Below are 26095 nucleotides of genomic sequence, written 5' to 3' on the forward strand. Positions count from 1 at the left end.
CTCTTCCGGCTCTTCTATTTCAATTTCATCTTCTATCTCAATCACCGGCTCTTCTATCGGCAAATCATCATCATCGTCCGACTCAAAAATGGCTTTCACCACATCGTCGTCATCCTCAATAATTTTTGTTATCGCCTCTTCAACTTCCACGCCCGGAACGTCGGTCGTAACTTCATCTTCATCCTCATGCTCCGTTTCGTCAAGCTCCGCCTCTTTTGCGTTTCTTTTTAATACCCCTTTCAGCATGTTAAAAGCACCGTCGAAACGTACAACGATTATCGCCAGTCCGGAAATGAACAACAGGAACACAAGTCCCACAATTCCAATCAACGAGCGAAGCCAGTTGCTGAGCACAAAACCGTAATGTCCGCCCCAATAGATAGCCGATCCGGCATTGGTTTTATTAAAAAACAACCCTAGCGCCACCGAAAACCAAATAATGCAGATAACACTGTACCAAACACTTTTTAGAAAATTTCCTGTTTTACGGCCTAAAATACGCGCTCCGGTAATAGCCATCAGGTAAATCAACCCAAAGGATGCCAGTCCAAAACCTCGGTTCATAATTACTTCCGACAAATAGGCGCCCAGTTTCATCCCTTTATTCTGAGCCTTTACCTCAGTGTTGAAAAGGAATTCGCGCCAGCCCGAATCCATTATACTTTGATCGGCTGCACCGTAAAATAAAAACGACACAAAGGAGATTAACAGGTAAGCTGCTGTTAAAAGCACGAACAATCCGAACAGGAAATACAATTTCTCGCTCTTAAACAGGGATGTACGCTTCTTTTGGGTACGTTTATTTTTTGATTTTACTGGCTTTTTCTTCGCTCTAAATGCCATGGAATTATTTTTAATCCGAATTTTTATTCACAACAAATTTCCAATATAACGATTAAGTTTCATTTCAATTTTTGAGATTCCAAAAATCATTCAACAAAATCGACTTTAACCGCCAAGCTGGAACATTATTCCTCTTAAAACTGAATAATGTGGGTTAAATTGTCCGCAAATTTAACTAAAAAAACTCAGGTAGAAGTTATGCCCGCTTGCTAATTCCTGCTATCATTTCAAGAAAAAACTGTTAATAAATCAAGGCCATTTTCTTGCAATTCGAAAGAAAGAGTGTTACCTGTTTTCCGAATTAATAAACCAATCTGAAAAAGCTGTTGTAAAATAGTTCAACCACCACAAAACCAAGTGCTAACACATTTCTTTTTTTGTTTTGTTTTTCTATGTTTGTTAGGCATCTGATCCTTATTCAGACGACTAACTATCTACACCAATGAAAAAACGAGCTGTTGTTGCTTTGGGCGGAAATGCCATCCTGCGCGGTAACGAAGAAGGAACCATCGTTCAGCAGGAAAAGAACGTAACCGACACACTTGATAACCTCGTGCCGCTGCTATGCGATGGCTACGAGCTGGTAATTACACACGGCAACGGGCCGCAGGTTGGAAATATTTTAATGCGTAACGATGCCGGCGAACAGCTTTACGGCATTGCCCCCATGCCATTGAATATTTGCGTGGCCGACTCGCAGGGCGGAATTGGGTTTATGATCGAGCGGATGATGCGAAACGTACTCAACAAATACGGCATTGAGAAAAACGTAATTTCAATGGTTACACTTGTGGAGATTGATGCCGATGATCCGGCTTTTCAAAATCCATCGAAACGTATTGGAAAAGTTTATAGCGAAACAGAAGCAAAGAGGTTGTCGGAACAAAAAGGATGGGATTTTAAACCTACATCAAAAAGTAAAGACGGCTACCGACGGGTGGTGCCCTCGCCCACGCCCATTGACATTGTAAATAAAGACATCATCCGTCAATTGCTCGAAAACGGCAATATCGTTATAGCTGCCGGCGGCGGTGGTATTCCGGTGTATTTTGATGAGAACAACGATGTTCGCACATTAGATGCAGTAATCGATAAGGATATAGCCTCGGGTATGCTGGCTACCAATATTGATGCCGATGAGCTATACGTCCTCACCGATGTCCCGTTTATTTACAAAGACTTTGGGGAGGAAACGCAGCAAAAACTGGAATTTTTAAACTATTCCGACACCCTAAAACATCTCGAAAATGGTACATTTGCTGAAGGTACAATGGAACCCAAAATTAAAGCCTGCCTTGATTTTATAAAAAATGGCGGCAGTAAAAGTATCATCACCGAAGCCACAAAACTGGCAGACAAAAGTTACGGCTCGAAGATTACAATGGAATATGAAGATGAAGAAAGGATTGATCGAGATTGAATAGAAGATTGAAAAGCGATTGTTAAATTGACAAACTGATAAATTGTGTATTAAAACTTTTGACTTTACACTTTTTCCTTTCGCCTTGTTCTCCGTGAAACTCTGGGACTTTCCTTCTCTATGCAACTCTGTGGTAAAAAAATAGGTAACGAATTACAATCAACAGCAACCAAATAAAAAAACTAAAATACAATGAACAATAATTTAAAAAACAGAAACTTCCTTAAGTTACTCGATTTTACTCCCCATGAAATAAACCAACTGCTCGATCTTGCTGCAAGTTTAAAGAAGGCAAAATACGAAGGCACGGAGAAACCACAACTTTCAGGTAAAAACATCGCCTTGATTTTTGAAAAAGCCTCTACCCGCACCCGCTGTGCATTTGAAGTGGCGGCATACGATCAGGGAGCACGGGTTACCTACCTGGGGCCATCGGGTTCGCAGATTGGCCAGAAAGAAACCATGAAAGACACTGCGCGTGTTTTGGGAAGAATGTACGATGGCATTGAATACCGTGGTTTCGGACAGGATATAGTGGAAGAATTAGGAGAATTTGCTGGTGTTCCGGTTTGGAATGGCCTTACCAACGAATTTCATCCCACTCAAATTCTGGCTGATTTCCTTACCATGAAAGAACACAGCAACAAACCTTTATCGGAAGTAAAATTCTGCTACCTGGGCGATGCACGAAACAACATGGGTAATTCGCTTATGGTTGGCGCTGCCAAACTGGGAATGGATTTCAGAGCAGCTGCACCCAAGGCTTGTCAACCTTCTGAAGAATTACAGGCTGAGTGCCGCAAAATAGCCACACAAACCGGCGGAAAGATAATGATTACCGAAGATGTAGCTACAGCTGTAAAAGACTGTGATTTTCTGTACACCGATGTTTGGGTGTCGATGGGTGAGCCCGACGAAGTTTGGCAGGAACGGATCAAATTGCTGCTCCCTTACCAGGTAAACAAAAAGGCCATGGAACTCACCGGAAATTCCGATGTAAAATTCCTGCATTGTTTACCGGCTTTTCATAACCGCGACACAAAAGTTGGCGAACAGATCTACCAAAAATTTGGGCTGGAAGCCATGGAAGTTACCGAAGAGATATTCGAATGCAAGGCATCGCTGGTATTCGATGAAGCCGAGAACCGCATGCACACCATAAAAGCTGTTATGGTTGCCACACTGGCTTAAGCAAAACCACCATAGATTTTAAAGCATTATCTTCAGTTTTTTGGAGGTAGTGCTTTTTTTTTAGCTGCGAGTCACTAGCCACAAGCTGCGAGCAAGAAGTATCAAATCTCATTCAGTTTTAAATTTTTTTACCACAGAGTTGCACAGAGAAGTCTCAGATTTACGCATAGAGGAAAGAATTTTTCAGCTGCGAGTTGTGAGCCTATAGCTAATAGTTTAACGATGAAGTGATCAATGGAAAAATTATCCATGAATAAAAAATAAGGAAAGCATAAAAAGGCATAGGCAATTATGCCTTTTTATGTTCATTGAATTGAATTGCACCGACTTTGAGCACCGGATTTTACCCAAATAAATGCTTTTTCGCTTAATTTTCTCAAAGTCCTCTATTACACGGCAGTAACGCACTTGGCGAGTTTTTAACAAATATTGCTAAAGGTTTCGGGGTTAATCGTTAAAAACTTTTAAACAGAATTGAATACCAACTATTTACAAAAAGAATATATTGCCCTTTACATGCTGGACATTACACATCGACAAGTTCGAGTGTGGAGAGAGATCAAAAAGGAAAAAAGTCTTTGGTTTTTGGACGCTTCAAAAGACTTCTGTTGGAAATAATACTTCTAATCCGACAGCAACTTCCGAATTTTTATCAAACCCTTTTAATAATTAGAAAGAGTCGTATTAACCGGCTCTCCTAAAGGACAGGTGCTTATTGAAAAACACAACAAAAATTAAATCGATGAAAGCAAAGGTATTATTCGGAATATTTGTACTAACAAGTACATTTTTGGGAGGTTGTATAGATGTAGATCTGATCAACTCAAAGGAAGAAATGGAGTCCGTGGAGACGAGTTTCATCTCAGAATATTCCTATTTAAAAAATGGAGTTATCGAAGAACAAATATCCCTTCAACTTAAAAATAAAGAACAGGTTGGTACAATGAGGGTAAGCAACGATGCGAATACTTTAACGGTAAAAATTACAGGGAATTCAGATTTTAATATTGAAGAAGTACAGCTTTGGGTAGGCACCGATACCGGTGAAGTTCCTTCCAATATTAAAAACAGGCCAATTCCTGGTAAGTTCCCGTATAAATTATCCGGCCAAACTGAATACCAGTTCAATATTTCGAAAGAAGAAATTGCTTTAGATTACGATTTCGGGGAAGGAACCGAACTTTACCTTTTTGCTCATGCCGTGGTTATTAACGCAAATACAGGATATATGGAATCAGCATGGAGCAAAGGAGATAATCTTCCTGATACACCCGACGATGCAATTTCCTACTCTACCTATACCCCTGTTGGAGGAGGAGGCTGTTTCCCTCATTTGGCATTTTGTGGAGAAATGATTAATGGTACCTATTATTACGACATAAATAAAGAAATTGAAAACATGGTTGCTGATAATGGAGAAATAATCGGTACGGTTTCGTATATCGATCAACAGATCAGGTTTTACTTCTATCAGGCCTGGATGTTTTCCGGTAACACCCCGGAGGTTGTTATCACGGGATATAATAAGCCCGGAGGCAAAGCTTTCGAGGTATATAGCGGGAGTCCATTGGCTCCATATCCTCCTATGTATTATTACTATGGTCCTTTAACAAAATACAATTATTATGAAGTAGAACTCAATGTTCAGTATTGTACCACAGATAATTGAAAAGGACAATATATTGTACATTGCGACTTAAAACACCTCCAAACTACCCTTGTTACAATCATCCAGGTATGAACCGGGCATTGTTAATTGCCGGAGAACTTTTGGTCTAAAAAATTCTTTCATATCTGAATATTACCCATCTCATATTTTTTGCAAATCAGAGATTTAATTCAATTTTTTACATTACTTTTAATTCGATAAAAAAAAATACTAAAACCAATAAACCATGGCTAACCGTTTTTTCACACAACTAATATTCTTGGTGTGCCTTTGCATTGCAAATAACATTAATGCACAGGATCGAAGTACTCATGGCAAAGTAACTACTTTCGAAAATATCCCTTTATCCGGGGTGGAAGTTCAGGTAAAAAGCACAAAACAGGTTATTAAAACAGATACCCTTGGAAGATTTTCTGTTGCCTGTAACAATAAGGATAAATTAAGTTTTTTTGCCCACGGATTTAACAAACAAAATGTTAAACTACAAGAAAACACAAAGTTTGTTGCTGTTAACTTACATCTTAAACCCGGCGAAGAGGGAAAAGCGCTGGCAATTGGTTATGGGCATGTACTTGACGAAGATAAACTGAATGCAATTTCAAGTTTAAGAGACGACCATGATAATTTCTCAAATTACGCAGATATGTATGAACTGATAAGAGGAAAGTTTTCGGGCGTGCAGGTGGTTGGTGATGAAATAATAATCCGCGGGAATAATACGATGGGTGGCAGCAATGCTGCATTAATTGTAGTGGATGGAATTGAGCGGGAAGGCAGTATATTAGGTATGCTCCCCCCACATACGGTAAAAAGTATTGATATTTTAAAAGACGGAGGTTCTGCTATTTATGGTTCAAGGGGTGCAAACGGAGTTGTTCTTATCGAAACAAAAAGTGGAGATGAGAAAAAATAGTTGATTTAGCCTCTAAATAAGCTTTTTTCAAATATAATTCCTTTCTTGTATTCGATTAATACAGGCACAAATCATCAAAGTAAAACCTTTCAGATTTCGCATTCTTTATGGTTAAACCTCCGGTAATATAATTTGTTTATTCAATATTAAAGAGTAAAAATGAACAGTTTTTGGAACGAAAGATACAGCGCTACTGAATATGCCTATGGAGAAGCGCCAAACGAATTTTTAAAAGAACAATTGCCGCAACTTCAGCCGGGAAAAGTACTGTTTCCGGCAGAAGGCGAAGGACGCAATGCAGTATTTGCGGCAACATTAGGTTGGCAAGTAACAGCTTTTGACCCCAGTAGTGAGGGAAAAAGAAAAGCACTGCTTCTTGCCGATAAACATAATGTAAGCATCAATTACCAGGTAACTGATTACAAAAACGCGGATTTTGAAAAAGAGTATTTTGATTGTATTTGTTTGACATATGCACATATGCCGGAAAATATGCGAAACCAGGTACACCAAAAATTAGCGTCTTATTTAAAACCCGGAGGCACTTTAATTCTTGAAGGTTTTTCGAAAGAACAAATAAACAAAAATACGGGAGGCCCTAAAGATATCGGCTTTCTTTTCGATGAAAAAGAATTAGAAAATGACTTTAAAAATTTTAGTTCGCTTACAACATTAAAAACCGATATAGAACTAGATGAAGGCCTTTACCACAGGGGCATTGCGTCGATTATAAGATTAAAAGGAGTTAAGTAATAATATTGATTTTCTGCGCCATTATAAACCACCAAAATAAACTCCTGCAAATAAAGTTAAACAATTTCACCCTGTTAAACGTATAGTATTTACAATCAGAACTTTGTACTGAGCAAATTGAATCGTATTTTGAAAATATATTTTTACGAGCGAACCAAAAGTTTTAATTTTACTAAAAAATAAGAAAGAGGAAGAAAAAAGAGTTTCAATTTTTTGTTTACAAGCAGGTATTTATTTATACTTGCACACGATTTCACAAAAAATCACCCTCCTCGTCAATTGTTCCAAGAATTTTTTCAACAATTATTAATCGAGAAAAGTTATAACAATAGTATAATGTATGATATTTTAGAACTGAACAAGAAACTTGTTCCTGAATTAAAAGAGATCGCTAAAGAGCTCAATATTAAACGTGTAGAATCCTACAAGAAACAGGATCTTATTTATAAAATTTTAGATACCCAGGCTGTTCTTGAAGCTGAAAACAAAGGCCCAAAGAATGCTCCTAAAGATGAAAAAGGAGGAGCCGGTAATCGTAAAAATCAATCCGACAGAAACGCTCAGGATGACGATGAACCACGCCGTTCAAAACGTCCTCGCCAAAGAGTAGAGACAGTAAAACGTGAAAAAGTGGGATCAGGTCCGAAAAAGAAACATGGCGACAAAATTGACGATAAAGTTCAAACACGTCAGGACCAGATAAAAGCCATAATAAAAGGTTTTACCAAGGATAAATCTGCTGCAGCACCAAAGCAACAAAATATTGAAGCAGCTGCCAAACCGGATGAAACTATATCAGCTCCTCAGCAACAACAGCAAAAACCACAAACTCAGGATAAACCACAAGCTCAGGAAAAGAATCAAGAGCAACAAAAACCTGAAGTTAAAGCTCAACAACATAAAGAGCAGCAACATGGTGGTGGACAGCAAAGGCATCAACAAAACCAGCAGAATCCGCAAAATCAGCAGAATCAGCCAAGACAAAATACCGGCGGAAAAGAAGACCGTCAAAGACCGCAAAACAGAAACCAGCAGCAAAGCCAACAACAAGGCCAGCAGCAAGGTCATCAGCAGGGAAATCGACAAAAACAACGTCAGTTCGAGTTTGAAGGTATTATTACCAACACCGGCGTACTGGAGATTTTGGCCGACGGTTATGGTTTCTTACGTTCATCGGATTTCAATTATCTGAACTCGCCCGATGATATTTATGTATCGCAGTCGCAGATTAAACTTTTTGGTTTAAAAACCGGTGATACCGTAAAAGGAACAGTTCGCCCGCCAAAAGAAGGTGAAAAATATTTCCCATTGATTAAAGTACTGGAGATTAACGGACGTAGCCCGGAATATATTCGCGACCGCGTACCTTTCGATCACCTGACTCCTTTATTCCCCGATGAGAAATTCAACCTTACCGGAAATGGCCACGACAATATTTCAACACGTGTGGTTGATATGTTTGCGCCAATTGGTAAAGGACAGCGTGGTTTGATTGTTGCCCAACCAAAAACCGGTAAAACAGTATTGTTAAAAGAGATTGCCAACGCCATTGCAGCTAACCACCCTGAGGTTTATATGATCGTATTACTGATCGACGAACGTCCGGAAGAGGTTACCGATATGGCACGCAGCGTACATGCCGAAGTTATTGCATCAACTTTTGATGAGCCGGCTGACAAACACGTAAAAGTGGCAAATATTGTACTGGAAAAAGCAAAACGTTTAACCGAATGCGGCCACGATGTGGTTATCCTGCTAGACTCGATTACACGTTTGGCCCGTGCATATAACACTGTTCAACCGGCATCGGGTAAAGTACTTTCGGGTGGTGTTGACGCCAACGCACTGCATAAACCAAAACGTTTCTTTGGTGCGGCACGAAACATTGAAGAAGGTGGTTCATTAACGATTATGGCAACGGCTCTTACCGAAACCGGATCGAAAATGGACGAGGTTATTTTTGAAGAGTTTAAAGGTACCGGTAACATGGAGCTGCAACTCGACCGGAAATTGTCGAACAAACGTATTTTCCCTTCTGTGGATATTCCAACATCGAGTACCCGTCGCGAAGACCTTTTATTCTCGAAAGAAGTTCTCGACAAACTTTGGATTTTGCGCAACTACCTTGGCGATATGAACGCCCTGGAAGCAATGGAATTTATGAAAACAAGATTGATGCGTACAGCAAGTATCGAAGAATTCCTTGCATCGATGAACGATGGATAGAGTGTAAATACAACAACATAGAAAAAGCAGGTTCGGTTTCGGACCTGCTTTTTTATTGACTGAAAGTATATAATCTATTCGCTACTTCAGGCCCTTATTAAAATTAAAGGTATTCGATGGTTGAATTTGCTCCGATCGAAGAATACGGCTTTTAACTGTTTTTGCACGGTGTTTTGAAACCGGCTCGTAACTTAAATCAATTAAAAACCGGTAGAAGCCATTATTTTTCAATTTGTTTTTTGATTGCGAAATGGAAACCGGAACCTGAGGAACAATCGAAGTAATTCCATTGCGGCGGAAACGCTGCAACTTAATATTCATATCATCCACCAGCTCATCATTTCCATCTTTCATGGCTATTGGCATGCGTGAATGAAAAAGTTCGGGATAGAAATAAACCGGCACAATTCCGTCTTTGTGCGACAGTGAGAACAAGGTTTCAAAATCAATTTCCTGCGGATACGAAAACAGGCTAACTCCTTCGTTTTTAATAAAACAAGCTGCAGCATCATTAAAAACATAAACATTTTCGTTGGCAATAATGCGACACTTTGGCGGAATCAGGTCCAGCTGCGAAATATGACTGATTACAAAATTTCGTAATCCGCATTTTACCATTTTGGCAATCAGCTCGCGATAAAATTGCAAAGCATCCTGCTGAATAAAATTTGGCAGTTCAATGTATATTTTCTCCTTAAACTTTTGAATAAACGGTACTTCCGGATCGAAGCGGCTCCAGGTAATTTTCGAAAAAGCCAGAAACAAACCTTCCATTTCATTCAGATTCATCTTTTTTAGCCACTCCATGGAGTTTACACGAAAATAAAACTCCTCTTTACGGCCATTTTCATTGCCTTTTAAAGCACCTAATATTTTTTGTTTGTGTCCGTATTTCAGTTGCTTAAATTGAGCATTTGTATCTTCTAACTTTGATGGAAATTTAACATCACTAATCCCCGACAAATAGACTTCGCTATTTGGTTTTACCTGCTTTCCGCCCGAATGAATTTTAAACAACCCATTCTCTTCGGCTACTTCACGCACTTTTACGGTTTCCTGCTTTTCGGTGCCCGGAATATGAAAACGCAAACGGAAGCCTGTTTCAATGTTCATTTGCGAGCTTAACCAGATATTCTGCCCTTTTATCTGCTCAACTTTGCCAAGATATACGCCCGCAACCGTTTTTTCAGAAATGGCCTCGTTTACATCTTTCCCCATAAAATAGGCTGTTTTTTCGCGTCCAAAATCAAGCGACAAAAGCTCTTTGGCCTTTTCCATTTGATTGGGATCGTCGAGAGCAGTACGGTATGCCTGTGCCACACGATAGGTGTATTCACCCGATTTCATACGCCCCTCAACTTTTAAACTGTTTACTCCCATTTTTGTAAAACGGTCGACCAAATCAATTTGCTGGTTATCTTTTAAATTAAATAAATACTGCTGGGCATTTTGGGCCGTGTAAGTGCGTCGGCAAGGTTGGGTACACAATCCACGGTTGGCTCCCCTGCCCCCGGCATAACTGCTGTAAAGGCACATACCCGAAAAAGAATAACACAGCGCACCATGTATAAAGATTTCGGTTTCAACCTTACTTTTTTTGCATATTTTGCTGAGTTCGCGCAAAGTGAGTTCGCGGGCCAGAACCACTCGCTCTATCCCCTTTTTATGCGCATAATTTGCTCCGGTTGAATTATGAATGGCCATTTGTGTGCTGGCATGCAACACCAAATTCGGGAAATAGGTACGTGCGATATAAAAAACGCCCCAATCCTGAATGATCACTCCGTTAACGCCAACCTGATTCAAAAAATTCAGGTAATCAAGCAACTCCGGAATTTCATTGTTTTTGATCACCGTATTCAGGGTAATGTAAACCTGGATGTTCTTCTTTTTGGTTTCTTCAAGAATGGTAACCAATTGCCCGTTGGTAAAATTCTTTGCCCTTCCACGGGCGTTAAATTGTTTTAATCCCAGGAAAATTGCGTCGGCTCCACCGCGCAATGCAGCATAAAACGATTCAGGATTTCCAACAGGTAAAAGAAGTTCCGGTTTTTGCATAATCTATTTTGGCGCAAAATTAGCAATAATAAATTTTAACTATCTCAAATAAATTAGCACTTTTGAAAAGAAGAAAATTAAACAAAATGAAGAAAATAGGTTTGGTAGGAGGAACCGGCTGGGTATCATCACAGGAATACTACAAAATCATTAACGAAACCGTAAACAAAAAGCAGGGCGGATTAACCTTTCCTGAAATTATTTTGTACTCGGTAAATTACGGCGACATTTATGCCTGCAACCAGCAAAACGATCGCGAAGGAGTATATTCCATTGTAAAAAAAGCCAGCGAAACGGTTTGTAATGTCGGTGCCAATTTTATTGCTCTTTGTGCCAACACCCTTCATTTTACCTACGAACAGCTACAAACTGAAATTGATGTACCGATTTTGCACATTGCCGATGCAACAGCTGCTGCCATAAAAGCAAGAGGTATTAGCAAAGTTGGTTTACTGGGAACACGTGAAACTATGGAACTCGACTTCTATAAAACACGATTAGCCAAACACAACATCGAGGTAATTGTACCCGAAAAACCGGAACGGAATTTTATCCACTCCTCCATTATGAACGAGCTACTAAAAGAAATTTTTCTTCCGGAAACCAAAACCAGCTTCCTCGCAATTATGAATAAACTGGCTGAAAAAGGTGCCGAGGGTATTATTTTGGGGTGCACCGAAATACCTTTGCTAATCAGTCAGGTTGACTTTGAACAACCGTTGTTCAGCACCCTTGAGCTACATGCGAAAGCTATTGCCGAATTTGCAACATCAGATGAAAATCGTTAATATTAACCGAATAAACTATTAGCCATGAAAAAGTACGTCTCCCTGTTCATTATTCTATTATTTTCTTCTGCCGGACTTTACGCTCAAAGTATCTATGATCTGCGAAATGCTATCGACTTTTTTGAGATGAACAAAATATCGAAGGGAGAACACAGGAACAGACTTACCGAAAGTGATATTGAAGGATCGCCCTATTTAAACGATGAATTTACCGCAGGCACCATTTATACCTATCAAAAAATTCAATACAACGATATTCCGCTACGTTACAATATTTTTAACGACGAAATGGAATTTCAAACACCCGATGAGCAGATCCTGGCCATAGCTGCACCTGAAATTGTTGAGAAAGCCGTAGTTGGTGAAAATACGTTTTCTAATATTCCGTATAAATTGGGCAACAAAGTAAAACGTGGGTATTTTATTCTTTTAACCGAAGGCAAGCTTAGTTTATATGCCCGGCCTGAAGTGCTCTACCAAAAACCAAAAGAAGCCGCAGCTTATGCAGAACCTGAGCCGGCAAAATTTATAAAACGTCCTGATACATACTACCTGCGTTTAAACCAGGAAGCTGCAGTAAAAATTGAATCGAAAAAAGATTTAGAAAATTTCTTTACCGATCATCAAAGTCAAATGGAGAGTTTTATTAAAAAGAATAAAATTAAACCCGGTAAGGAAGACAAGATGACGGAGCTGGTTGAATACTATAATTCGTTGTAACTTGATACCCCGACGCTTGCAGTCGGGATTTCACTTCGTTCAACTGGATGCTGGATGCTAGATACTCGATATTGGATACTCGTCACGCGCTACTCATTCATTTAACCACCTGCAGCTCTTTAATAAAAAATAGCAGTTGAATAACTATGAGGTGAAGAGCATTCCCGAAACACATTGATATTCATTAATTTCCCAATACATTTCGCAAAATAATCCGAAAAACAAAAAATAATTCTGCAACGTATGCAACATTGAAATATTGTCGTCGTCATTGAATCAGAAAATTGATAGTTTGAATACACTTTATAAAAATATTCATCAGGAGATCATCGATCAGTGCAAGGAAGGAAGCCAGAAGGCGCAATTCCAACTGTATAAGCTTTATTACAAAGCCATGTTCAGCGTAAGCCTGCGGATCGTAAATGATCAGATGGAAGCCGAAGATGTTATGCAGGAGGCCTTTTTAAGTGCATTTAAAAAGATTGGCACCTACAAAGGCGAAGTTAGCTTCGGGGCTTGGTTAAAGCGTATTGTTGTAAACCGTTCATTGGATTATTTAAAGAAACGAAAAGTACAATTTGAAGAGGTAAACGAACGTACCACAGAAATTGCCGAAAGCCGGATGGACACATGCGAGCTGGACGCCCGGGTGTTAAAACAGGCGATACAGGAACTTTCTGACGGCTACCGGGTTGTGTTAAGTCTTTACCTGATTGAAGGGTACGACCACGAAGAAATTAGCCAGATTTTGGGCATATCGAATTCAGCTTCGAGAACCCAGCTGCTTAGAGCTAAGAATAAATTAAGAGAGATACTGAGAGGAAAGGAAATATTTTCATACAATTAAGATTATGGAAAAAAGAGATAACATAGAAAAACTGATACTGGAGAACATTGAAACGTTAAACGATAACGAACCAATGGAAGGCCATTTTGCACGATTTGAGGCAAGGCTTAATGAGCAGCATAAAACGAAAAGAACGATAAGTCTTAATATTACTCTTAAAGTTGCTGCCGCTGTTGTGTTTGTATTTTTGGCAACCAACCAGGCGTTTATCTATTTTTCGCCAAACAACCAGGGAATTTTTATCTCGAAAACAGAATCGGCAAGCGTTACTCTTGCATCTATTTCGCCGGAATACCAGGAAGTTGAATATTATTACACCAACTCAATAAACACCGGTATGGAGCAGTGGAACAAGTGGATTGAAGAGGGTTTGATTTCGGAAGACGAACAAAAAATGATGAACAATGAGTTGGCCGAGTTTGAAACACTTTACCAAAACCTGCAAAAGGATTTGACTGCCAACCCAAACGACGAACGTGTAATAAACGCCATGTTAGAATATTATCAAGCTAAGCTTAGTGTAATCAATATAATCATTACCAAATTAGAAGAAGTACAACAGAAAACACAAGAATTTGAACAGGAAACAACAGCTATATAATACAAAGTAAATTGGCTGGAAAGAATTAATAGTAAAAATTAAAACCAGAATAAAATGAAGGCATTAAAAAGAATTGCAGCACTGTTTATCATCGGCGTTTTAGCTGCCGGAACAACAGTATTCGCAGAAGAGAAAACAAAAGAGTACCATAAATCATGGTTAAACAATGAGGTATCATCACTGGAAATCGACAATCGTTTTGGCGAAGTAAAAATTAACAATTCAACCGGCGACTCGGTAGTTATTCATGTAACTATAACCGTTGATGCACCAAACGAGAACAAAGCCGATGATTTGCTTGATATGCTGGAAGTGTATATCCGAAAAACGGGAAGTGCTGTAAAAGCGGTTACCGAAATTGAAAAGAACTTTAAAAGTAACCGACAGTTTAGTATCGATTACGAAGTGAATATTCCTTCCGACAAAGACCTGAAAATCAACAACAAGTACGGTAACACCATTGTTGCCCGGCTTACCGGAAACGGCGAGTTTGATTGTAAATACGGTAACTTTACCGCTTACGAACTCACTACACCCGAAAGTGGTTCGCTCAGCTTATCGCTGGCCTACGGAAATGCAAATATTGGCGAAGTTTCGCACATGGATGTTGACGTAAGTTATTCGCCTCTTGATATTGAAGAAGCTACTTCGTTAAATATCGAATCGAAATACTCGAACATTAGCGTTGAAGAATGTAAGTCGGTAGTAATCGAATCGAAATACGACAAATTTAAATTTGAAGAACTGGAGTCGCTGGTAGCAGAAATTAAGTACACCAATATTAAAATTGGAGAATTGGCGAAAAGCTTAAAAGTTGAATCGGGTTACGGAGGTATCAAGGTAGATGAAGTTGGAGCCAACTTCGAGTTTATCGACATAACCAACAGCTACGGTCAGATTTCGCTGGGACTCGACGATGCCAGTTATTCACTTGATGCCAGCTGCGATTACTGTGGCATTTCATATCCTGAAGATGAATTTACCGGAAACCGTATTAAAGATAACCATAAAAACACGGTAGTTGGAAAAGTTGGTTCGGAAGCAGGCGGAAAAGTTACAGTTGTAAGTCGTTACGGCGATATTGACCTGAACGATTAACACTTAGACTGTACAACATATTTTCAAACCGTTGGCAAGTTTTGTCAGCGGTTTTTTATACCCGCATAATAACCCAGCTTATACAAGTCGAAAACCAGTAACGATGGACGGTCACCTTTTAAATTCTCTTCCATTTTTTTGCGGTACTTCCTGAATAGCCGCCCGATTGTTCGCGATGGAATAAATAAACTTATCCGTTTATATTTTCGCAAGAAGTTTACCTGGCGGTAAAACATTTGGTCGCCATCAAGCAGCTCCTCTCCTATCATTTTCAAATTCTCAAGCGCCATACAACTCTTTTTCAAAAATGCCTGCGCACTTTCAAGGCCGGTATGTTCCAACGGATTATTGATATGAAAGATCTCTACTCCGGCACAAAACAAGTCGTAGCCCAGCAATGTATCTTCATGTCCGTATTCGCGCAACTCTTCCCTAAAATGCACCCGATCAAAAAGTTCCTTTGCAATAAAAAAGTTATTGGAAGTAATTACAAATCCTTTGCTCCGGTTACGAGCCGCTGCAGATACGGCCTCACGTTTTGTCCCGTATGTCCACCGAAACAGTTTTTCCGGATCGGCCGGTTTGTGTTTCGCATAAGCTGTTCCTCCACATAACACCATTTTCTCATTACGGTTTTCAAGGTATTTTTTTAGAAAGTTCGGGCTTATAACTTTCGAATCGGCATCAATAAACAGCAACCAGTCAAACACTGAGTCGGCTCCCAATTTATTTCGAACTCCGGCTCTGCCAATATTTTTCGTCATTTCTGCGTATACAACATTGGGCTTACTTTTCAGAATGCGGTTCAACGATTTAAAAATCTCATCTGAGCCATCGTCGTAAACCCTGATCTCAAAATCAATGTCTAAACCTGTAGCCTGTTGGTGTAGGTCGTTTACCAAATCCACCACTTCAATGTTATATACCGGGATATTTACCGAAAGCATAGTTTCTTTTTACAGGCCCTGAATTTACAATATTTAGCGATCAAAACAATCATTCTCTATTTAGCCATTTTGGGTAATTATACTATTTTTAAGACCTTATTTGAAAATGCTTATGCCACGATTCGTATTTCTGTTTTTCCTGTTCTTTAGTTTTCAGCTTAACGCACAGCACTATAACATTGAAGTGCAGCTTGATGGAGCTCCGGATAAAACCGTTCAGCTGGCCTACCATTACCTTGGCAAAATATATGCAGCCGACTCAGCCAAACTTGATGCAAACGGGCATGGCGTATTAACAGGCGACACTGTTTTAACCCAAGGTTTGTACAAAATACTGGTTGATAAAGACCACCATTTTGATTTTCTGTTGGGTGCCGATCAGGATTTTAAAATAAGCAATTCAACGTTTGCGGGCAAAGATGCCAAAATCGAAGGTGCTGCCGAATCTGAAGCTTTTGTCGATTACATGAATTTTCTGGCAAACCTTCAGCAACAGAGTGCCTCATTAAACAAGTCCTACCAAAATGCCGATGCTGCAGAAAGAAAAAAAATAGCCCATCAACGCGAAGAACTGAACGACGAGATGTACGATTATTGGGCGATGATTGATAAAAAGTTCCCCGACTCCTTTCTCTACAAATTTTTAACGGCTAATTACGTTCCCAAATTCGATGAATCAACGCTGCCAAAAGAAGTTCAGGAGAACGACTCCTTGCTCCTTTTGGCTCAATTCAATTATCAGAAAGACCATTTTTGGGATTATTTTGATTATACCGACGAACGTTATCTGTTCACGCCTTTCTATAAAACAAAACTTGAAACATGGTTTAACAAGGTGTTGTATCCGGGCTATGATTCGGTGAAGCCTTATGTTTACCAATTTATTGAAGATGTAAAACCCAATAAACGCTTGTTTCAGTTTGTCACATCTTTTTTTCTGAACAGCAGCATTAACAGTAACATTATGGGTATGGACGCACTTTTTGTTGATCTTGCCCGCGATTATTATTTAAATGGCGAAGCTTTTTGGGCAACGGAAGAATCGCTTGAGACCATTCGCGAGAATGTACTTTTTATGCAGGATAACCTAATCGGAGAAATTGCTCCCGACCTCACACTGGAAAGTTTTGATGGCGAATTTATCAACCTGCACCAAATCGAATCAAAATTAACTGTAGTTCTGATTTACGAGCCCAATTGTTCGCATTGTAAGGTTTTTGTTCCCGAATTCTACAAAGAAGTATTCCTGCCATACAAGGACAAAGGACTGACGGTATATGCCATTTACTCGATGGATGACAAGGAAGAATGGACGAAATTTTTGGCCAAACACAATATGTTCGATTGGATAAATGTTTGGGATCCGCAACATACCTCGCGCTTTAAAATAAAGTACGATGCCCGAAAAACACCCGGCGTATATCTTCTTGACGAGAACAAAAAAATCATCGGTAAAAAAATGTCGGTCGAACAATTAAAAGAAATTATTCCGCTTGAATTGAACTAAGCTCATAAAAAGCTGTTAACTTGAATAAAAATTGTAGAAAAATGAATGAACAATTCAGTAAAGAAGATATTTTACAACGACAGTACGACTGGGGTAACGGCATTATTCGCATTGGTAAAATTTACACCGCAAAAGGCGACTATGTGAGAGCCGCCAAAGAGCACATCGAGGATTTGTATGGTTACGGTGAAAGCAAAGTACTTTTTAAGCCTACAAAAGCTACTGACCCTCAATTCAGGGCAAGCAAAGAAGAAGCGCTTTCTTACTTTGTAGGTGGAAACGACAATTTCCCCGAAGACCTGGGATTTGCTCTTCAGCCCTGGGAAAAAGTACGTTTTGATGTACATGGTTTTATCGCCAATTTTAAACAGGCAATAATTATGGGAAACTATTTTTTTATTGATGCCAACGGAACGGAAACAAAGGTGGAATATACCATGGGTTTTTTCAGAGCCGCTGATAACTCGTTAAAGCTTAATCTTCACCACTCATCATTTCCTTTTAGGCCGGAATAGATACATTTTCGTACATGACCATTGTGCAGTTTCTACTTGCACTGATTGGAAATTTTATTGTAACTTTTAGCATCTAAAATCCAGATCATGCGAAAAGCTGTTATCCTCATTGCCCTTGTAACTTTTTTTCTTCAGGTATTTTCTCAAACTGAAGTACGTGATTCCATTCCGAATGCTGCTAACGACAAAAATTTGCAAAAAGCAGAGGTTGCATACGTAGTTTTTAATTCCGACACAATATTTCCTGTATATGCCAATCTGGGGCCATATTCACCTGCAGAAAGAGCTGCCATGATAATTGAAAGACTGGGAACAACCATGGCCAGTTTTCAGATTGGCGGGGATTTATTTGCAATTACAGAGAAAAACAATTACTCAATAATTTCTTATGACAAGCTTCCCTTAGCCAGCGTTAGTGAAGCAGATGCTGCATATTTTGGAAAAACAAAAAGTGATTTGGCCAATGAATATCTTGCAAAGATAAAAATTGCATTCGAAGAGGCATCTGAGCAAAATACGCTAATATCCTGGCTGTTACGGGCCTTGTACACACTTATGGCTTTAGGAGGTCTGATCCTGATCATATTCCTGATAAATAGATTCTTTAAAGTACTTAACATTAAGCTGGAACATTACGAAAAGGGATTAAAACAAAAACGAAAAAGTTTTTTAAAATACCTTCTGCCAAGTAAAGGCGAAAATATTTTCTTACTAATTTCCAAAGTAGTAAAGTTTGCGTTGGTGATACTGGTACTGTTTTTATACCTGCCTTTTTTATTTAGTTTTTTACCGTGGACCAGAGATCTGGCAGATAAATTCTATGGTTATCTCGCCGATCCGGTGAAGAAAATTGCCAACGATTTTGTCGATTTTATTCCCGATCTGTTTGCCATTTTTGTCATCATCATCATCACCCGTTATCTTCTAAAAATTCTTTCGGTGGTGGTTAGGGAGCTTGAAACAGGTAAACTGAGAATTAAAGGATTTCACAGCGATTGGGCCAAGCCTACTTTTAACCTAGTAAAAATCGTTATCTACATTATCACCGCTGTATTTATTGTACAATACCTTCCTTCTTCAAAAGCTTTTCAGGGCGTATCCATTTTTGTTGGGGTAATTTTCACCTTGGGTTCTACATCGGCTATTGCAAATATTGTTGCTGGAATTGTAATTACCTACATGCGGCCGTTTCAAATTGGCGACCGCGTAAAAATTGGCGATACTATGGGCGATATCGTTGAAAAAAACCTGTTGGTAACCCGCATAAAAACAATAAAAAACGAGGATGTTACCATCCCCAATGCCACCATTATAAATACACATTTGTGGAATTATACAAAAAATGCCAGTCAGCTGGGAATAATTATTCACCCAACTGTAACCATTGGCTACGATGTTCCGGCCGATACCGTAATAAAACTATTACTTGACGCGGCCAAAAACACCAAAAACCTTACCCGCGATTTTAAACCTTTTGTACTTCAAAAAAGCCTTAGCGATTTTTATGTGGAATACGAACTAAATGTTTACACCAAACAAGCCGGGAAGATGGCGCATTTTTATTCAGAGCTCAATAAAAGTATTTTGAATGAATTTAATAAAGCCGGCGTAGAAATATTATCGCCGCATTACTCGGCTTACCGCGATGGCAATGCCTCTACAATCCCACAGCAAAAAAATGACAAGCCTTCATCCGATCCGGTTGGCGAAGTCATAAAAAAAGCCACCGGACAGAAATAATCAATACGGCACAAATGAGATCTTTCGGGTAACAAACGTATCACCGTAAGGTAAACGCACAAAATAAACACCGGCCGTTTTGCCCAGAAGATTGAGTTTTATACGGAAATCATCGGTCTTTACAACTGAAGTTTTAACTTCCTGCCCGATTAGGTTGTACACCACAACATTCTCCGGATCGATTTCTTTATCCGACTCCAGGTTTAGTTCACCGGCTGTTGGATTTGGATACACCCAAACGTTTTTGGGTTGCTCCACGGATGGAGTATCCGTTAGCAGACTGTAATTACAGGCAACCAGTTCCATAACATTAACCATAGCATAGTTCTGGGGATTCAGCGATGTGAAACTTTCCCAGCTGCCGTTTTGCTTTACGTAGAGATGGTTTGTGGCATCTTCATACTCGCGCAACGATTGATAGATGGCAAAGGTATCGGCAGTATTAATATCACTCAATTCAAAACCAACAAAAAAATCGCCGGCAGGCTCAACCAACTGATCAAAACTCACAAAGTTCATGGCATCTTCAGCCCAGTTATCAATATTTACCTGCTTGCTGTACAGCACATTTTCGGGAGAAGTATTGCCCTCATACACTTTAACGGTTATCCGGCTGTTGTTATTACTGGTAACCAGTTTTCCAACACCAAACGAAACACCATCCAGAATTTCATTACCATAAATGTTAAAGTGTTCAACAATTTCAGTTATTCCCAACGAATTGGTTCCTCCCCAATAGCCTTTAGTTTCGCCTGAAACGGTTAGAGCAATATTTCCATGCTCATCCGTATCGGTCAAATTTGTAAAGGCGTTACACAAATCCTCGTTGGTATTAAATTGTTTTCCGTTTAACTCCGTAGCGCCTGTTCCCAGGGGATCAAGCCAATATTTTAATTGTTTTGTTGTGTCGGAACTATAATCCCATTGCATTGCAAAACGGGCAAAATAATCATTCACCGGGTTTCCGCAATACGCAGCACCTCCTGATAAAGTGCCAATAACCTGTTCTTTCATATTAAACAACGCTCCTCCCGAAGAACCTACTTCTGTAACTCCACCGTCCCAACGCAATATATTAAACGAGCCATATCTTGGATTTTTAATCGTCGATGACGTAAATGTCGTAATCTCCGGAGCATCGTTATCAAACGCTATCTTTTTAATATCGCCCTGCGGATGATGTATACTAACTGAAGAATCGGGTACTGCCGACGATCGGTCCCAACCAGCATAATACGGCCGGAAATCGGGCGGTGGCAGATCGTCTAATTCTACCAATGCAAAATCCAAACTATCGTAATGGGCTTTCATAATCGCTCCTGAAAGCGAATGAATGGGGTCGCCATCCAACGGAGCACAATACGGGCTTTCATAATTAAAGGTGTAGACGGTGGTTTTGGCATATTCCCATTTGTCGTAACAATGTGATGCCGACAAAACATAAGGTTTTTCGTCTTCTGCTGTATTATTTAATAAAGTGCCTGAACAGATCTCCCGGCCATCAACAATTAAGCGAACAACTGCATCTTTTACCTCACTCCAACGATCGCCAATTTCGCAGTTTACATCAATATTGCATTCACCTGCTGTTTCCCCCAGGGGTCGCCTGATAAACTTTAAAATTCCCATAAAATCGTGGTTTACGCGGGTAATCCTAAAATCATCCGGTGTTCCTTCGTCATCGGGAACCTCGTACTGCACGGTAATTTCATCGCCGGCAACCGGTGCCACTGCAAATTTATGCGAAGGCTTATTGTTTCGAGCGGTAAAAGCACCAAGATATTGATTATTCTCTTCGTTGTAAATAAACAAACGCCCTTTCTTGTTTAATTCAAAATCATCAAAAATAAGATTGAGCGAATAAGCATTTTCTGAAGAAATGGTAATGCGCCAAACGTTATAACCTGCGTTAGTAGAATACCATACGCCTGAATTTGACGGGCTAAAGTCAACATTAAAAGCATGTGCAAAAGTTAATGACTTTAACTGTGCATCAGATGCATTGTTGGCATCCATTGCAGCCTTAATAACACTTTGTTTTAACACCGGCATTTTTACAAATGCCCTGTCGGAACTTTTTAAAGTAACAACCTGCAAAGGAAATCCTCCTTCCGATAATTGTGCATTTACCGAATTACATACAAAAATGAGTACTGTTAAAATTGGAATATACCAACGCATTCTTAAAAGGTTTTTGCAGGATAAAAAAATAATTACTGCGAAAATTACGTATTTTTTAGTCAATTCAAATCAATCACGAAACTTTTCAACAAAAACTCTAGTATTGTGTTTTATATTGCACATAACCGTAACTATTATAAAAAATATGTAATGAACCTGAGATGAAATTCATACCAAACATCATGATTCAATCTCATTCTAAATCTCCGTCAACAGATGAACAACCTTAAAATTTAAAATTTAATCAAATGAAAAAGTCATTATCAATTTTCGTTGCAATCTTTTTTGTTCTTAGTCTGGTTGCTATCGGCACCAATAAACCAACAAAGACCCCGGCAATGCCCGACGATGTGAAAGAAGTTATTCAGAATTCGTGTTATGGATGCCACAACACTGACTCGAGGAATGAAGACGGGAAAAAAGAGCTTGACTTTAATAAACTCGACAGCCTTTCGAAAATTAAAATGATTAGTACTTACAAAGAAATTGGCGAAGTACTTGAAAAAAATGAAATGCCTCCCAAAAAGTTTTTGGAAAGATTTCCGGACAAAGCGTTAAGTGATGATCATAAACAATTGTTATTGGATTGGTCGAAAAAAGAAGCAGAGACATTGGTAAAAGGAATGTAATATGCGCCGAATACTTCGATTTGTAATCATAATATTGCTGCTTGCTTTTATCGTTATCCAGTTTTTTCAACCCGAAAAAAATAACGATGGAGTGAGCAGCAATCATATCTTCAACCAGGTAGAAGTGCCTGAAAATATCCAAACCCTGCTAACAACTTCCTGTTTGGATTGCCACTCGAACCAAACGGGCTATTGGTGGTATAACCACATTGCTCCCGTTTCGTGGATGGTAGCCGATCATATTTCGGAAGGAAAATCAGAGCTTAACTTCTCGGAATGGGGCACCATGGATATTTTTGAAAAGATTACAATACTGGAAGAAATCTGCCAGGAAGCGGAACGAAAATCCATGCCGTTAAAGTCGTACCGGGCCATTCACCCTAAAGCAAAGTTAAACGACGAACAAATTTCCGAACTTTGCGACTGGACCACAAAACTGGCCGAAGAATTGCTTGCCAATGCTGCCGGTGATTAGTTTTTTACCAGAACTCTCATAAATATTATCTTTACCCAAAACCGAAGAAATGAAACGAGCATAGGAATTATTTGTCCTCAAAAGGATGATTACCCCGAAGTTTCGGGGCATGCGAGTTCCATACTATACCTTTAAAAACAAACAATTTTAATCGAATGAAAGTATTGGTAATGTATGTTGATGAGTTTTCGTATCAACCGGCAGAGAAAAACCTTGAGGAAGTTGAAGATATTACGGAGGGGGCACAATTTTCAGATTCTATATTAGCCTTTATCCAGGTGGAAGAAAGCGACGAAGAAAAAGACGTGAAAAGCCGGGAGAAAAAACTGGTTAATCACCTGAAATGGACAGCACGAAAAAACAATTGTAAAAGTGTGATTCTTCACTCGTTTGCCCACCTCTCGGAATCAAAAGCATCCGTTGAATTTACCAAAGAACTGTTCGATCTGGCTGAAAAACGCCTGCAAAATGCCGATTTCACAACCGCACAAACCCCATTTGGTTATTTCCTCGACCTGAATATTAAAGCACCGGGGTTTTCGCTGGCACGCATTTGGGCAACGCTGTAGCGGCGAAGGAAAAAAGTGAATGAGTAATTGAGTAAATGTGTATTTGGGTAAAAAAGTGGCAGTTGGCAAAAAGCGCCATCGGCACGAACCCCAAAAGCCCGGTGCGTAAGCAATGAGAGTATCGTGAGGAGTTTACCAAAAAGTTGCACGAAGTAGGCACAAAGTAAAGTTCAGTGTTTCAGATACAATTTTACAATTTGTCAGTTTCGCAATTTATCAATCTCCCTCAATCTTAAAATCAATCTTCCATCAATTTTCACCATCTCAGCGCTCATTTTTTACTTTTAACTCCTGCTCAATAAATTCAGTTATCTTTGCCGAAAATTAGATTACATGAAATTTGAGGATTATTCCATATCCAACACTATAAAAACCAACCTGGCAAAGAACGGATTCCGTCGTCCTACCGACATTCAGTTTAAAGCCATTCCGCCGGTGTTAAGAGGCGAAGATGTTTTGGCCATTGCCCAAACCGGAACCGGGAAGACTGCTGCTTTTGCTATTCCGGTAATTCACAACATTCAACAGGCTAAGTTGAATCAACATGTTCAGGGAATAAGTTGCCTTGTTATGGCTCCAACGCACGAACTGGCCAAGCAGATTAGCGAAGTGTTTGTTTCCATTTCAAAAAATACGGGCGTAAAAACTACCGTAATTATTGGTGGTGTTGATCAGGATCCTCAAATCGACCGCTTAAAAACCGGTACCGATGTTTTGGTGGCTACGCCCGGTCGTGTGTTCGATTTGGTAAGCCAGGGACACTTGAAGCTTCACGGCGTAAAAACACTGATTTTGGACGAAGCCGATCACATGCTCGATCTTGGTTTTATAAAGGATATCAACGACCTGATACGTTTTCTGCCTCAGAAGCGGCAGACTTTGTTTTTCTCGGCAACCATTAATAAGAAGATTAAAAAGCTGGCTTATTCGTTGGTAAACAATCCTATTCGTATTCAGATTTCGCCCAAAGACCCGGTGGCAAAAACCATCGAGCACCAGGTGGCTTTTATCGAAATGGATGACAAAAGAGCTTTCCTGGAACGGCTGGTCGGTGAAAATCCGGAAGCTAAAATTCTCGCTTTTGTACGAACAAAAGTACGTGCCGAGCGCGTGAAAAAAGCCATGGAACGTGTTGAAATTGAAAGTGACACCATTCACAGCGATAAAGAACAGGCAGAACGCGATCAAACCATGCAACGTTTTAAAAGCGGCGCGCTTAAACTGCTTATCGCTACTGATGTTAGTGCCCGCGGAATTGATATTCCCTACGTAGATTTTGTGGTGAATTACGACCTGCCGGAAGTGGCAGAAAACTATGTACACCGCGTAGGGCGAACAGGACGCGGCAACCAAAAAGGAAAAGCCGTTTCGTTTTGTAGCACTGAAGAGCGTGAAATTCTGGACGAAATCGAAAGCTTTTTGGGGAAAGACATTCATCGTTTGGAGATCGACAAAAACCTTTACAAAGAAACGCTGGATTTTACAAAAGACACCGACTACAACTGGCAAAAGCTAATGCGCGAAAATGAACGCGAATTAAAAGAGGTGAAAAAGAAGAAGAAAAAGAAAAAGTAAAGGCCTACTTACTTTCTATCTTCCTCATGGCAAAATTACGCAGTTCGGCTGTTGTCATCCAGGTACATATTCCAAACGGTTTTGATAGCGACACCTCCGGCCGGATACTCAATTTATGTCCGGTATAATTGAAGTCTACCAGCTTTTCATCATCAATCCAGGCGCGGATTGTTGTTTCTGTTACCTGCAGCCGAATGGTGTACCACACCTCCTTTTCGAAGTTCTTTAGTACTTGTGTTTCGTTCTCCGAAGCGTCAACACCATCAATACTGCTTAATCCTACAACGGGGCCTCCCCACCCGCCAACAATCAGCGAGCAAAAATCGTTGTTAACCGGGAAGGTCATTCCGCAAAAAAAGTCGTTACCGACCATTCTGCGGGCCTCCAGCTGTACTTCGTAATTTACTTTTGGAAAAGTATCGGTCCAGGTAATTCCGCTACAACCATCGCCGTAATTAATAACAATGCTTCCGTCCGAAATCTTTACAGGCCCTTCGGTGCCAAATGAGGTTATTTCCCAGTTTTCGAGCGTATTTCCGTTGAATAAAGCCTTCCATCCTTCAGGGATGTTCGGAGTATAGTTTTGGATCTGATTACTGTTCTTCCTGTCTGTACTTCCACAAGATGTAAACAGCGTTATTAAAGCCAATATGCAACACAGATAGATAAATCTTGAACGTGCCATTTTTTGTTTAAAATTACGAAAGATGGCGACTTTATCCAATCGGGAGCTAAATTGTTAATCGTTTCTTTTCCGAAAGTAATAGCTTAAAACCCAGGAATACAAGAAACATGTACTTCATGCTAAGAAACGACTGCTTACATCCGAA

General features: G+C 39.7%; 23 protein-coding genes. 18 read left to right on the forward strand and 5 right to left on the reverse strand.

Going from position 1 to position 26095, the window contains the following annotated elements; all coding sequences use genetic code 11:
- A partial coding sequence (locus tag ABZB17_RS06100) for a DNA translocase FtsK 4TM domain-containing protein (protein WP_372648620.1) occupies nucleotides 1-843 on the reverse strand: 843 nt, incomplete at its 3' end.
- 442 nt (nucleotides 844-1285) lie between these two features.
- Between ABZB17_RS06100 and ABZB17_RS06105 the strand changes: the two genes are divergently transcribed.
- The 6 genes from ABZB17_RS06105 to rho all read left to right on the forward strand — a co-directional run bounded on the left by ABZB17_RS06105 (nucleotide 1286) and on the right by rho (nucleotide 9015).
- Nucleotides 1286-2263, forward strand: a complete 978-nt coding sequence (locus tag ABZB17_RS06105) for a carbamate kinase (RefSeq protein ID WP_372648622.1) — start codon at nucleotides 1286-1288, stop codon at nucleotides 2261-2263.
- Between the two features lie 192 nt (nucleotides 2264-2455).
- Complete coding sequence (gene argF / locus ABZB17_RS06110; protein WP_372648624.1) at nucleotides 2456-3454, forward strand: ornithine carbamoyltransferase; 999 nt, start codon at nucleotides 2456-2458, stop codon at nucleotides 3452-3454.
- 742 nt (nucleotides 3455-4196) lie between these two features.
- Nucleotides 4197-5123: a hypothetical protein gene (locus ABZB17_RS06115; RefSeq protein WP_372648625.1), complete on the forward strand. Its 927-nt coding sequence runs from the start codon at nucleotides 4197-4199 to the stop codon at nucleotides 5121-5123.
- A gap of 226 nt (nucleotides 5124-5349) precedes the next feature.
- Nucleotides 5350-6036 carry a TonB-dependent receptor plug domain-containing protein gene (locus ABZB17_RS06120; protein ID WP_372648627.1) on the forward strand — a complete coding sequence of 229 codons (687 nt, stop codon included), beginning with the start codon at nucleotides 5350-5352 and terminating at the stop codon, nucleotides 6034-6036.
- 159 nt (nucleotides 6037-6195) lie between these two features.
- Nucleotides 6196-6789, forward strand: a complete 594-nt coding sequence (locus ABZB17_RS06125; protein ID WP_372648629.1) for a class I SAM-dependent methyltransferase — start codon at nucleotides 6196-6198, stop codon at nucleotides 6787-6789.
- A gap of 336 nt (nucleotides 6790-7125) precedes the next feature.
- Nucleotides 7126-9015: a transcription termination factor Rho gene (rho, locus tag ABZB17_RS06130; protein ID WP_372648631.1), complete on the forward strand. Its 1890-nt coding sequence runs from the start codon at nucleotides 7126-7128 to the stop codon at nucleotides 9013-9015.
- Between the two features lie 81 nt (nucleotides 9016-9096).
- Here rho and ABZB17_RS06135 read toward each other — a convergent pair whose 3' ends face one another.
- Entirely contained in the window at nucleotides 9097-11073 is a 1977-nt protein-coding gene (locus tag ABZB17_RS06135) for a U32 family peptidase (protein WP_372648633.1), read from the reverse strand.
- An 86-nt stretch (nucleotides 11074-11159) separates the two neighbouring features.
- Here ABZB17_RS06135 and ABZB17_RS06140 point away from each other — a divergent pair, with 86 nt between their 5' ends.
- From ABZB17_RS06140 to ABZB17_RS06160, 5 genes are all read left to right on the forward strand, one after another.
- Nucleotides 11160-11861: an aspartate/glutamate racemase family protein gene (locus tag ABZB17_RS06140; RefSeq protein ID WP_372648635.1), complete on the forward strand. Its 702-nt coding sequence runs from the start codon at nucleotides 11160-11162 to the stop codon at nucleotides 11859-11861.
- 24 nt (nucleotides 11862-11885) lie between these two features.
- Entirely contained in the window at nucleotides 11886-12581 is a 696-nt protein-coding gene (locus ABZB17_RS06145) for a hypothetical protein (RefSeq protein ID WP_372648637.1), read from the forward strand.
- Nucleotides 12582-12873: 292 nt separating this feature from the next.
- Nucleotides 12874-13428: an RNA polymerase sigma factor gene (locus ABZB17_RS06150; protein WP_372648639.1), complete on the forward strand. Its 555-nt coding sequence runs from the start codon at nucleotides 12874-12876 to the stop codon at nucleotides 13426-13428.
- A 4-nt stretch (nucleotides 13429-13432) separates the two neighbouring features.
- Complete coding sequence (locus tag ABZB17_RS06155) at nucleotides 13433-14029, forward strand: hypothetical protein (RefSeq protein WP_372648641.1); 597 nt, start codon at nucleotides 13433-13435, stop codon at nucleotides 14027-14029.
- 54 nt (nucleotides 14030-14083) lie between these two features.
- Complete coding sequence (locus ABZB17_RS06160; protein ID WP_372648642.1) at nucleotides 14084-15127, forward strand: hypothetical protein; 1044 nt, start codon at nucleotides 14084-14086, stop codon at nucleotides 15125-15127.
- Between the two features lie 44 nt (nucleotides 15128-15171).
- Here ABZB17_RS06160 and ABZB17_RS06165 read toward each other — a convergent pair whose 3' ends face one another.
- Nucleotides 15172-16074: a glycosyltransferase family 2 protein gene (locus ABZB17_RS06165; RefSeq protein WP_372648644.1), complete on the reverse strand. Its 903-nt coding sequence runs from the start codon at nucleotides 16072-16074 to the stop codon at nucleotides 15172-15174.
- Between the two features lie 112 nt (nucleotides 16075-16186).
- Here ABZB17_RS06165 and ABZB17_RS06170 point away from each other — a divergent pair, with 112 nt between their 5' ends.
- The 3 genes from ABZB17_RS06170 to ABZB17_RS06180 all read left to right on the forward strand — a co-directional run bounded on the left by ABZB17_RS06170 (nucleotide 16187) and on the right by ABZB17_RS06180 (nucleotide 19836).
- Nucleotides 16187-17581 (forward strand): redoxin domain-containing protein, encoded by a 1395-nt coding sequence (locus ABZB17_RS06170; RefSeq protein WP_372648646.1) that lies wholly within the window; start codon nucleotides 16187-16189, stop codon nucleotides 17579-17581.
- Nucleotides 17582-17622: 41 nt separating this feature from the next.
- Nucleotides 17623-18096, forward strand: a complete 474-nt coding sequence (locus ABZB17_RS06175; RefSeq protein ID WP_372648648.1) for a hypothetical protein — start codon at nucleotides 17623-17625, stop codon at nucleotides 18094-18096.
- An 87-nt stretch (nucleotides 18097-18183) separates the two neighbouring features.
- Entirely contained in the window at nucleotides 18184-19836 is a 1653-nt protein-coding gene (locus ABZB17_RS06180) for a mechanosensitive ion channel family protein (protein WP_372648650.1), read from the forward strand.
- On the opposite strand, the gene ABZB17_RS06185 is transcribed toward ABZB17_RS06180, so the two are convergent.
- Nucleotides 19837-22017 carry a T9SS type A sorting domain-containing protein gene (locus tag ABZB17_RS06185; RefSeq protein ID WP_372648652.1) on the reverse strand — a complete coding sequence of 727 codons (2181 nt, stop codon included), beginning with the start codon at nucleotides 22015-22017 and terminating at the stop codon, nucleotides 19837-19839. It abuts the gene before it with no gap.
- A 248-nt stretch (nucleotides 22018-22265) separates the two neighbouring features.
- On the opposite strand from ABZB17_RS06185, the gene ABZB17_RS06190 reads away from it, so the two are divergent.
- From ABZB17_RS06190 to ABZB17_RS06205, 4 genes are all read left to right on the forward strand, one after another.
- Nucleotides 22266-22646, forward strand: a complete 381-nt coding sequence (locus ABZB17_RS06190) for a heme-binding domain-containing protein (protein WP_372648654.1) — start codon at nucleotides 22266-22268, stop codon at nucleotides 22644-22646.
- 1 nt (nucleotide 22647) lies between these two features.
- Nucleotides 22648-23121, forward strand: a complete 474-nt coding sequence (locus ABZB17_RS06195; protein WP_372648656.1) for a heme-binding domain-containing protein — start codon at nucleotides 22648-22650, stop codon at nucleotides 23119-23121.
- 155 nt (nucleotides 23122-23276) lie between these two features.
- The gene (locus ABZB17_RS06200) at nucleotides 23277-23690 is read left to right on the forward strand and encodes a threonyl-tRNA synthetase editing domain-containing protein (RefSeq protein ID WP_372648658.1); all 414 of its coding nucleotides are present in this window, start codon (nucleotides 23277-23279) and stop codon (nucleotides 23688-23690) included.
- A 333-nt stretch (nucleotides 23691-24023) separates the two neighbouring features.
- Entirely contained in the window at nucleotides 24024-25265 is a 1242-nt protein-coding gene (locus ABZB17_RS06205; RefSeq protein WP_372648660.1) for a DEAD/DEAH box helicase, read from the forward strand.
- A gap of 4 nt (nucleotides 25266-25269) precedes the next feature.
- Here ABZB17_RS06205 and ABZB17_RS06210 read toward each other — a convergent pair whose 3' ends face one another.
- The gene (locus ABZB17_RS06210) at nucleotides 25270-25950 is read right to left on the reverse strand and encodes a DUF1080 domain-containing protein (RefSeq protein ID WP_372648661.1); all 681 of its coding nucleotides are present in this window, start codon (nucleotides 25948-25950) and stop codon (nucleotides 25270-25272) included.
- Between the last annotated feature and the right edge of the window lie 145 nt (nucleotides 25951-26095).

It is taken from the genome of Draconibacterium sp. (genome assembly GCF_041583095.1).
Lineage (GTDB): Bacteria > Bacteroidota > Bacteroidia > Bacteroidales > Prolixibacteraceae > Draconibacterium.

What these genes read in the sequence shown, in the direction of transcription:
- ABZB17_RS06165 (WP_372648644.1), bottom strand. Translation starts at nt 16,074, where the DNA reads ATGCTTTCGGTAAATATCCCGGTATATAACATTGAAGTGGTGGATTTG.
- ABZB17_RS06140 (WP_372648635.1), top strand. Translation starts at nt 11,160, where the DNA reads ATGAAGAAAATAGGTTTGGTAGGAGGAACCGGCTGGGTATCATCACAG.
- ABZB17_RS06115 (WP_372648625.1), top strand. Translation starts at nt 4,197, where the DNA reads ATGAAAGCAAAGGTATTATTCGGAATATTTGTACTAACAAGTACATTT.
- ABZB17_RS06145 (WP_372648637.1), top strand. Translation starts at nt 11,886, where the DNA reads ATGAAAAAGTACGTCTCCCTGTTCATTATTCTATTATTTTCTTCTGCC.
- ABZB17_RS06180 (WP_372648650.1), top strand. Translation starts at nt 18,184, where the DNA reads ATGCGAAAAGCTGTTATCCTCATTGCCCTTGTAACTTTTTTTCTTCAG.
- ABZB17_RS06205 (WP_372648660.1), top strand. Translation starts at nt 24,024, where the DNA reads ATGAAATTTGAGGATTATTCCATATCCAACACTATAAAAACCAACCTG.
- ABZB17_RS06105 (WP_372648622.1), top strand. Translation starts at nt 1,286, where the DNA reads ATGAAAAAACGAGCTGTTGTTGCTTTGGGCGGAAATGCCATCCTGCGC.
- ABZB17_RS06170 (WP_372648646.1), top strand. Translation starts at nt 16,187, where the DNA reads ATGCCACGATTCGTATTTCTGTTTTTCCTGTTCTTTAGTTTTCAGCTT.
- ABZB17_RS06200 (WP_372648658.1), top strand. Translation starts at nt 23,277, where the DNA reads ATGAAAGTATTGGTAATGTATGTTGATGAGTTTTCGTATCAACCGGCA.
- argF (WP_372648624.1), top strand. Translation starts at nt 2,456, where the DNA reads ATGAACAATAATTTAAAAAACAGAAACTTCCTTAAGTTACTCGATTTT.
- ABZB17_RS06160 (WP_372648642.1), top strand. Translation starts at nt 14,084, where the DNA reads ATGAAGGCATTAAAAAGAATTGCAGCACTGTTTATCATCGGCGTTTTA.
- ABZB17_RS06185 (WP_372648652.1), bottom strand. Translation starts at nt 22,017, where the DNA reads ATGCGTTGGTATATTCCAATTTTAACAGTACTCATTTTTGTATGTAAT.
- rho (WP_372648631.1), top strand. Translation starts at nt 7,126, where the DNA reads ATGTATGATATTTTAGAACTGAACAAGAAACTTGTTCCTGAATTAAAA.
- ABZB17_RS06125 (WP_372648629.1), top strand. Translation starts at nt 6,196, where the DNA reads ATGAACAGTTTTTGGAACGAAAGATACAGCGCTACTGAATATGCCTAT.
- ABZB17_RS06195 (WP_372648656.1), top strand. Translation starts at nt 22,648, where the DNA reads ATGCGCCGAATACTTCGATTTGTAATCATAATATTGCTGCTTGCTTTT.
- ABZB17_RS06175 (WP_372648648.1), top strand. Translation starts at nt 17,623, where the DNA reads ATGAATGAACAATTCAGTAAAGAAGATATTTTACAACGACAGTACGAC.
- ABZB17_RS06120 (WP_372648627.1), top strand. Translation starts at nt 5,350, where the DNA reads ATGGCTAACCGTTTTTTCACACAACTAATATTCTTGGTGTGCCTTTGC.
- ABZB17_RS06210 (WP_372648661.1), bottom strand. Translation starts at nt 25,950, where the DNA reads ATGGCACGTTCAAGATTTATCTATCTGTGTTGCATATTGGCTTTAATA.
- ABZB17_RS06135 (WP_372648633.1), bottom strand. Translation starts at nt 11,073, where the DNA reads ATGCAAAAACCGGAACTTCTTTTACCTGTTGGAAATCCTGAATCGTTT.
- ABZB17_RS06190 (WP_372648654.1), top strand. Translation starts at nt 22,266, where the DNA reads ATGAAAAAGTCATTATCAATTTTCGTTGCAATCTTTTTTGTTCTTAGT.
- ABZB17_RS06155 (WP_372648641.1), top strand. Translation starts at nt 13,433, where the DNA reads ATGGAAAAAAGAGATAACATAGAAAAACTGATACTGGAGAACATTGAA.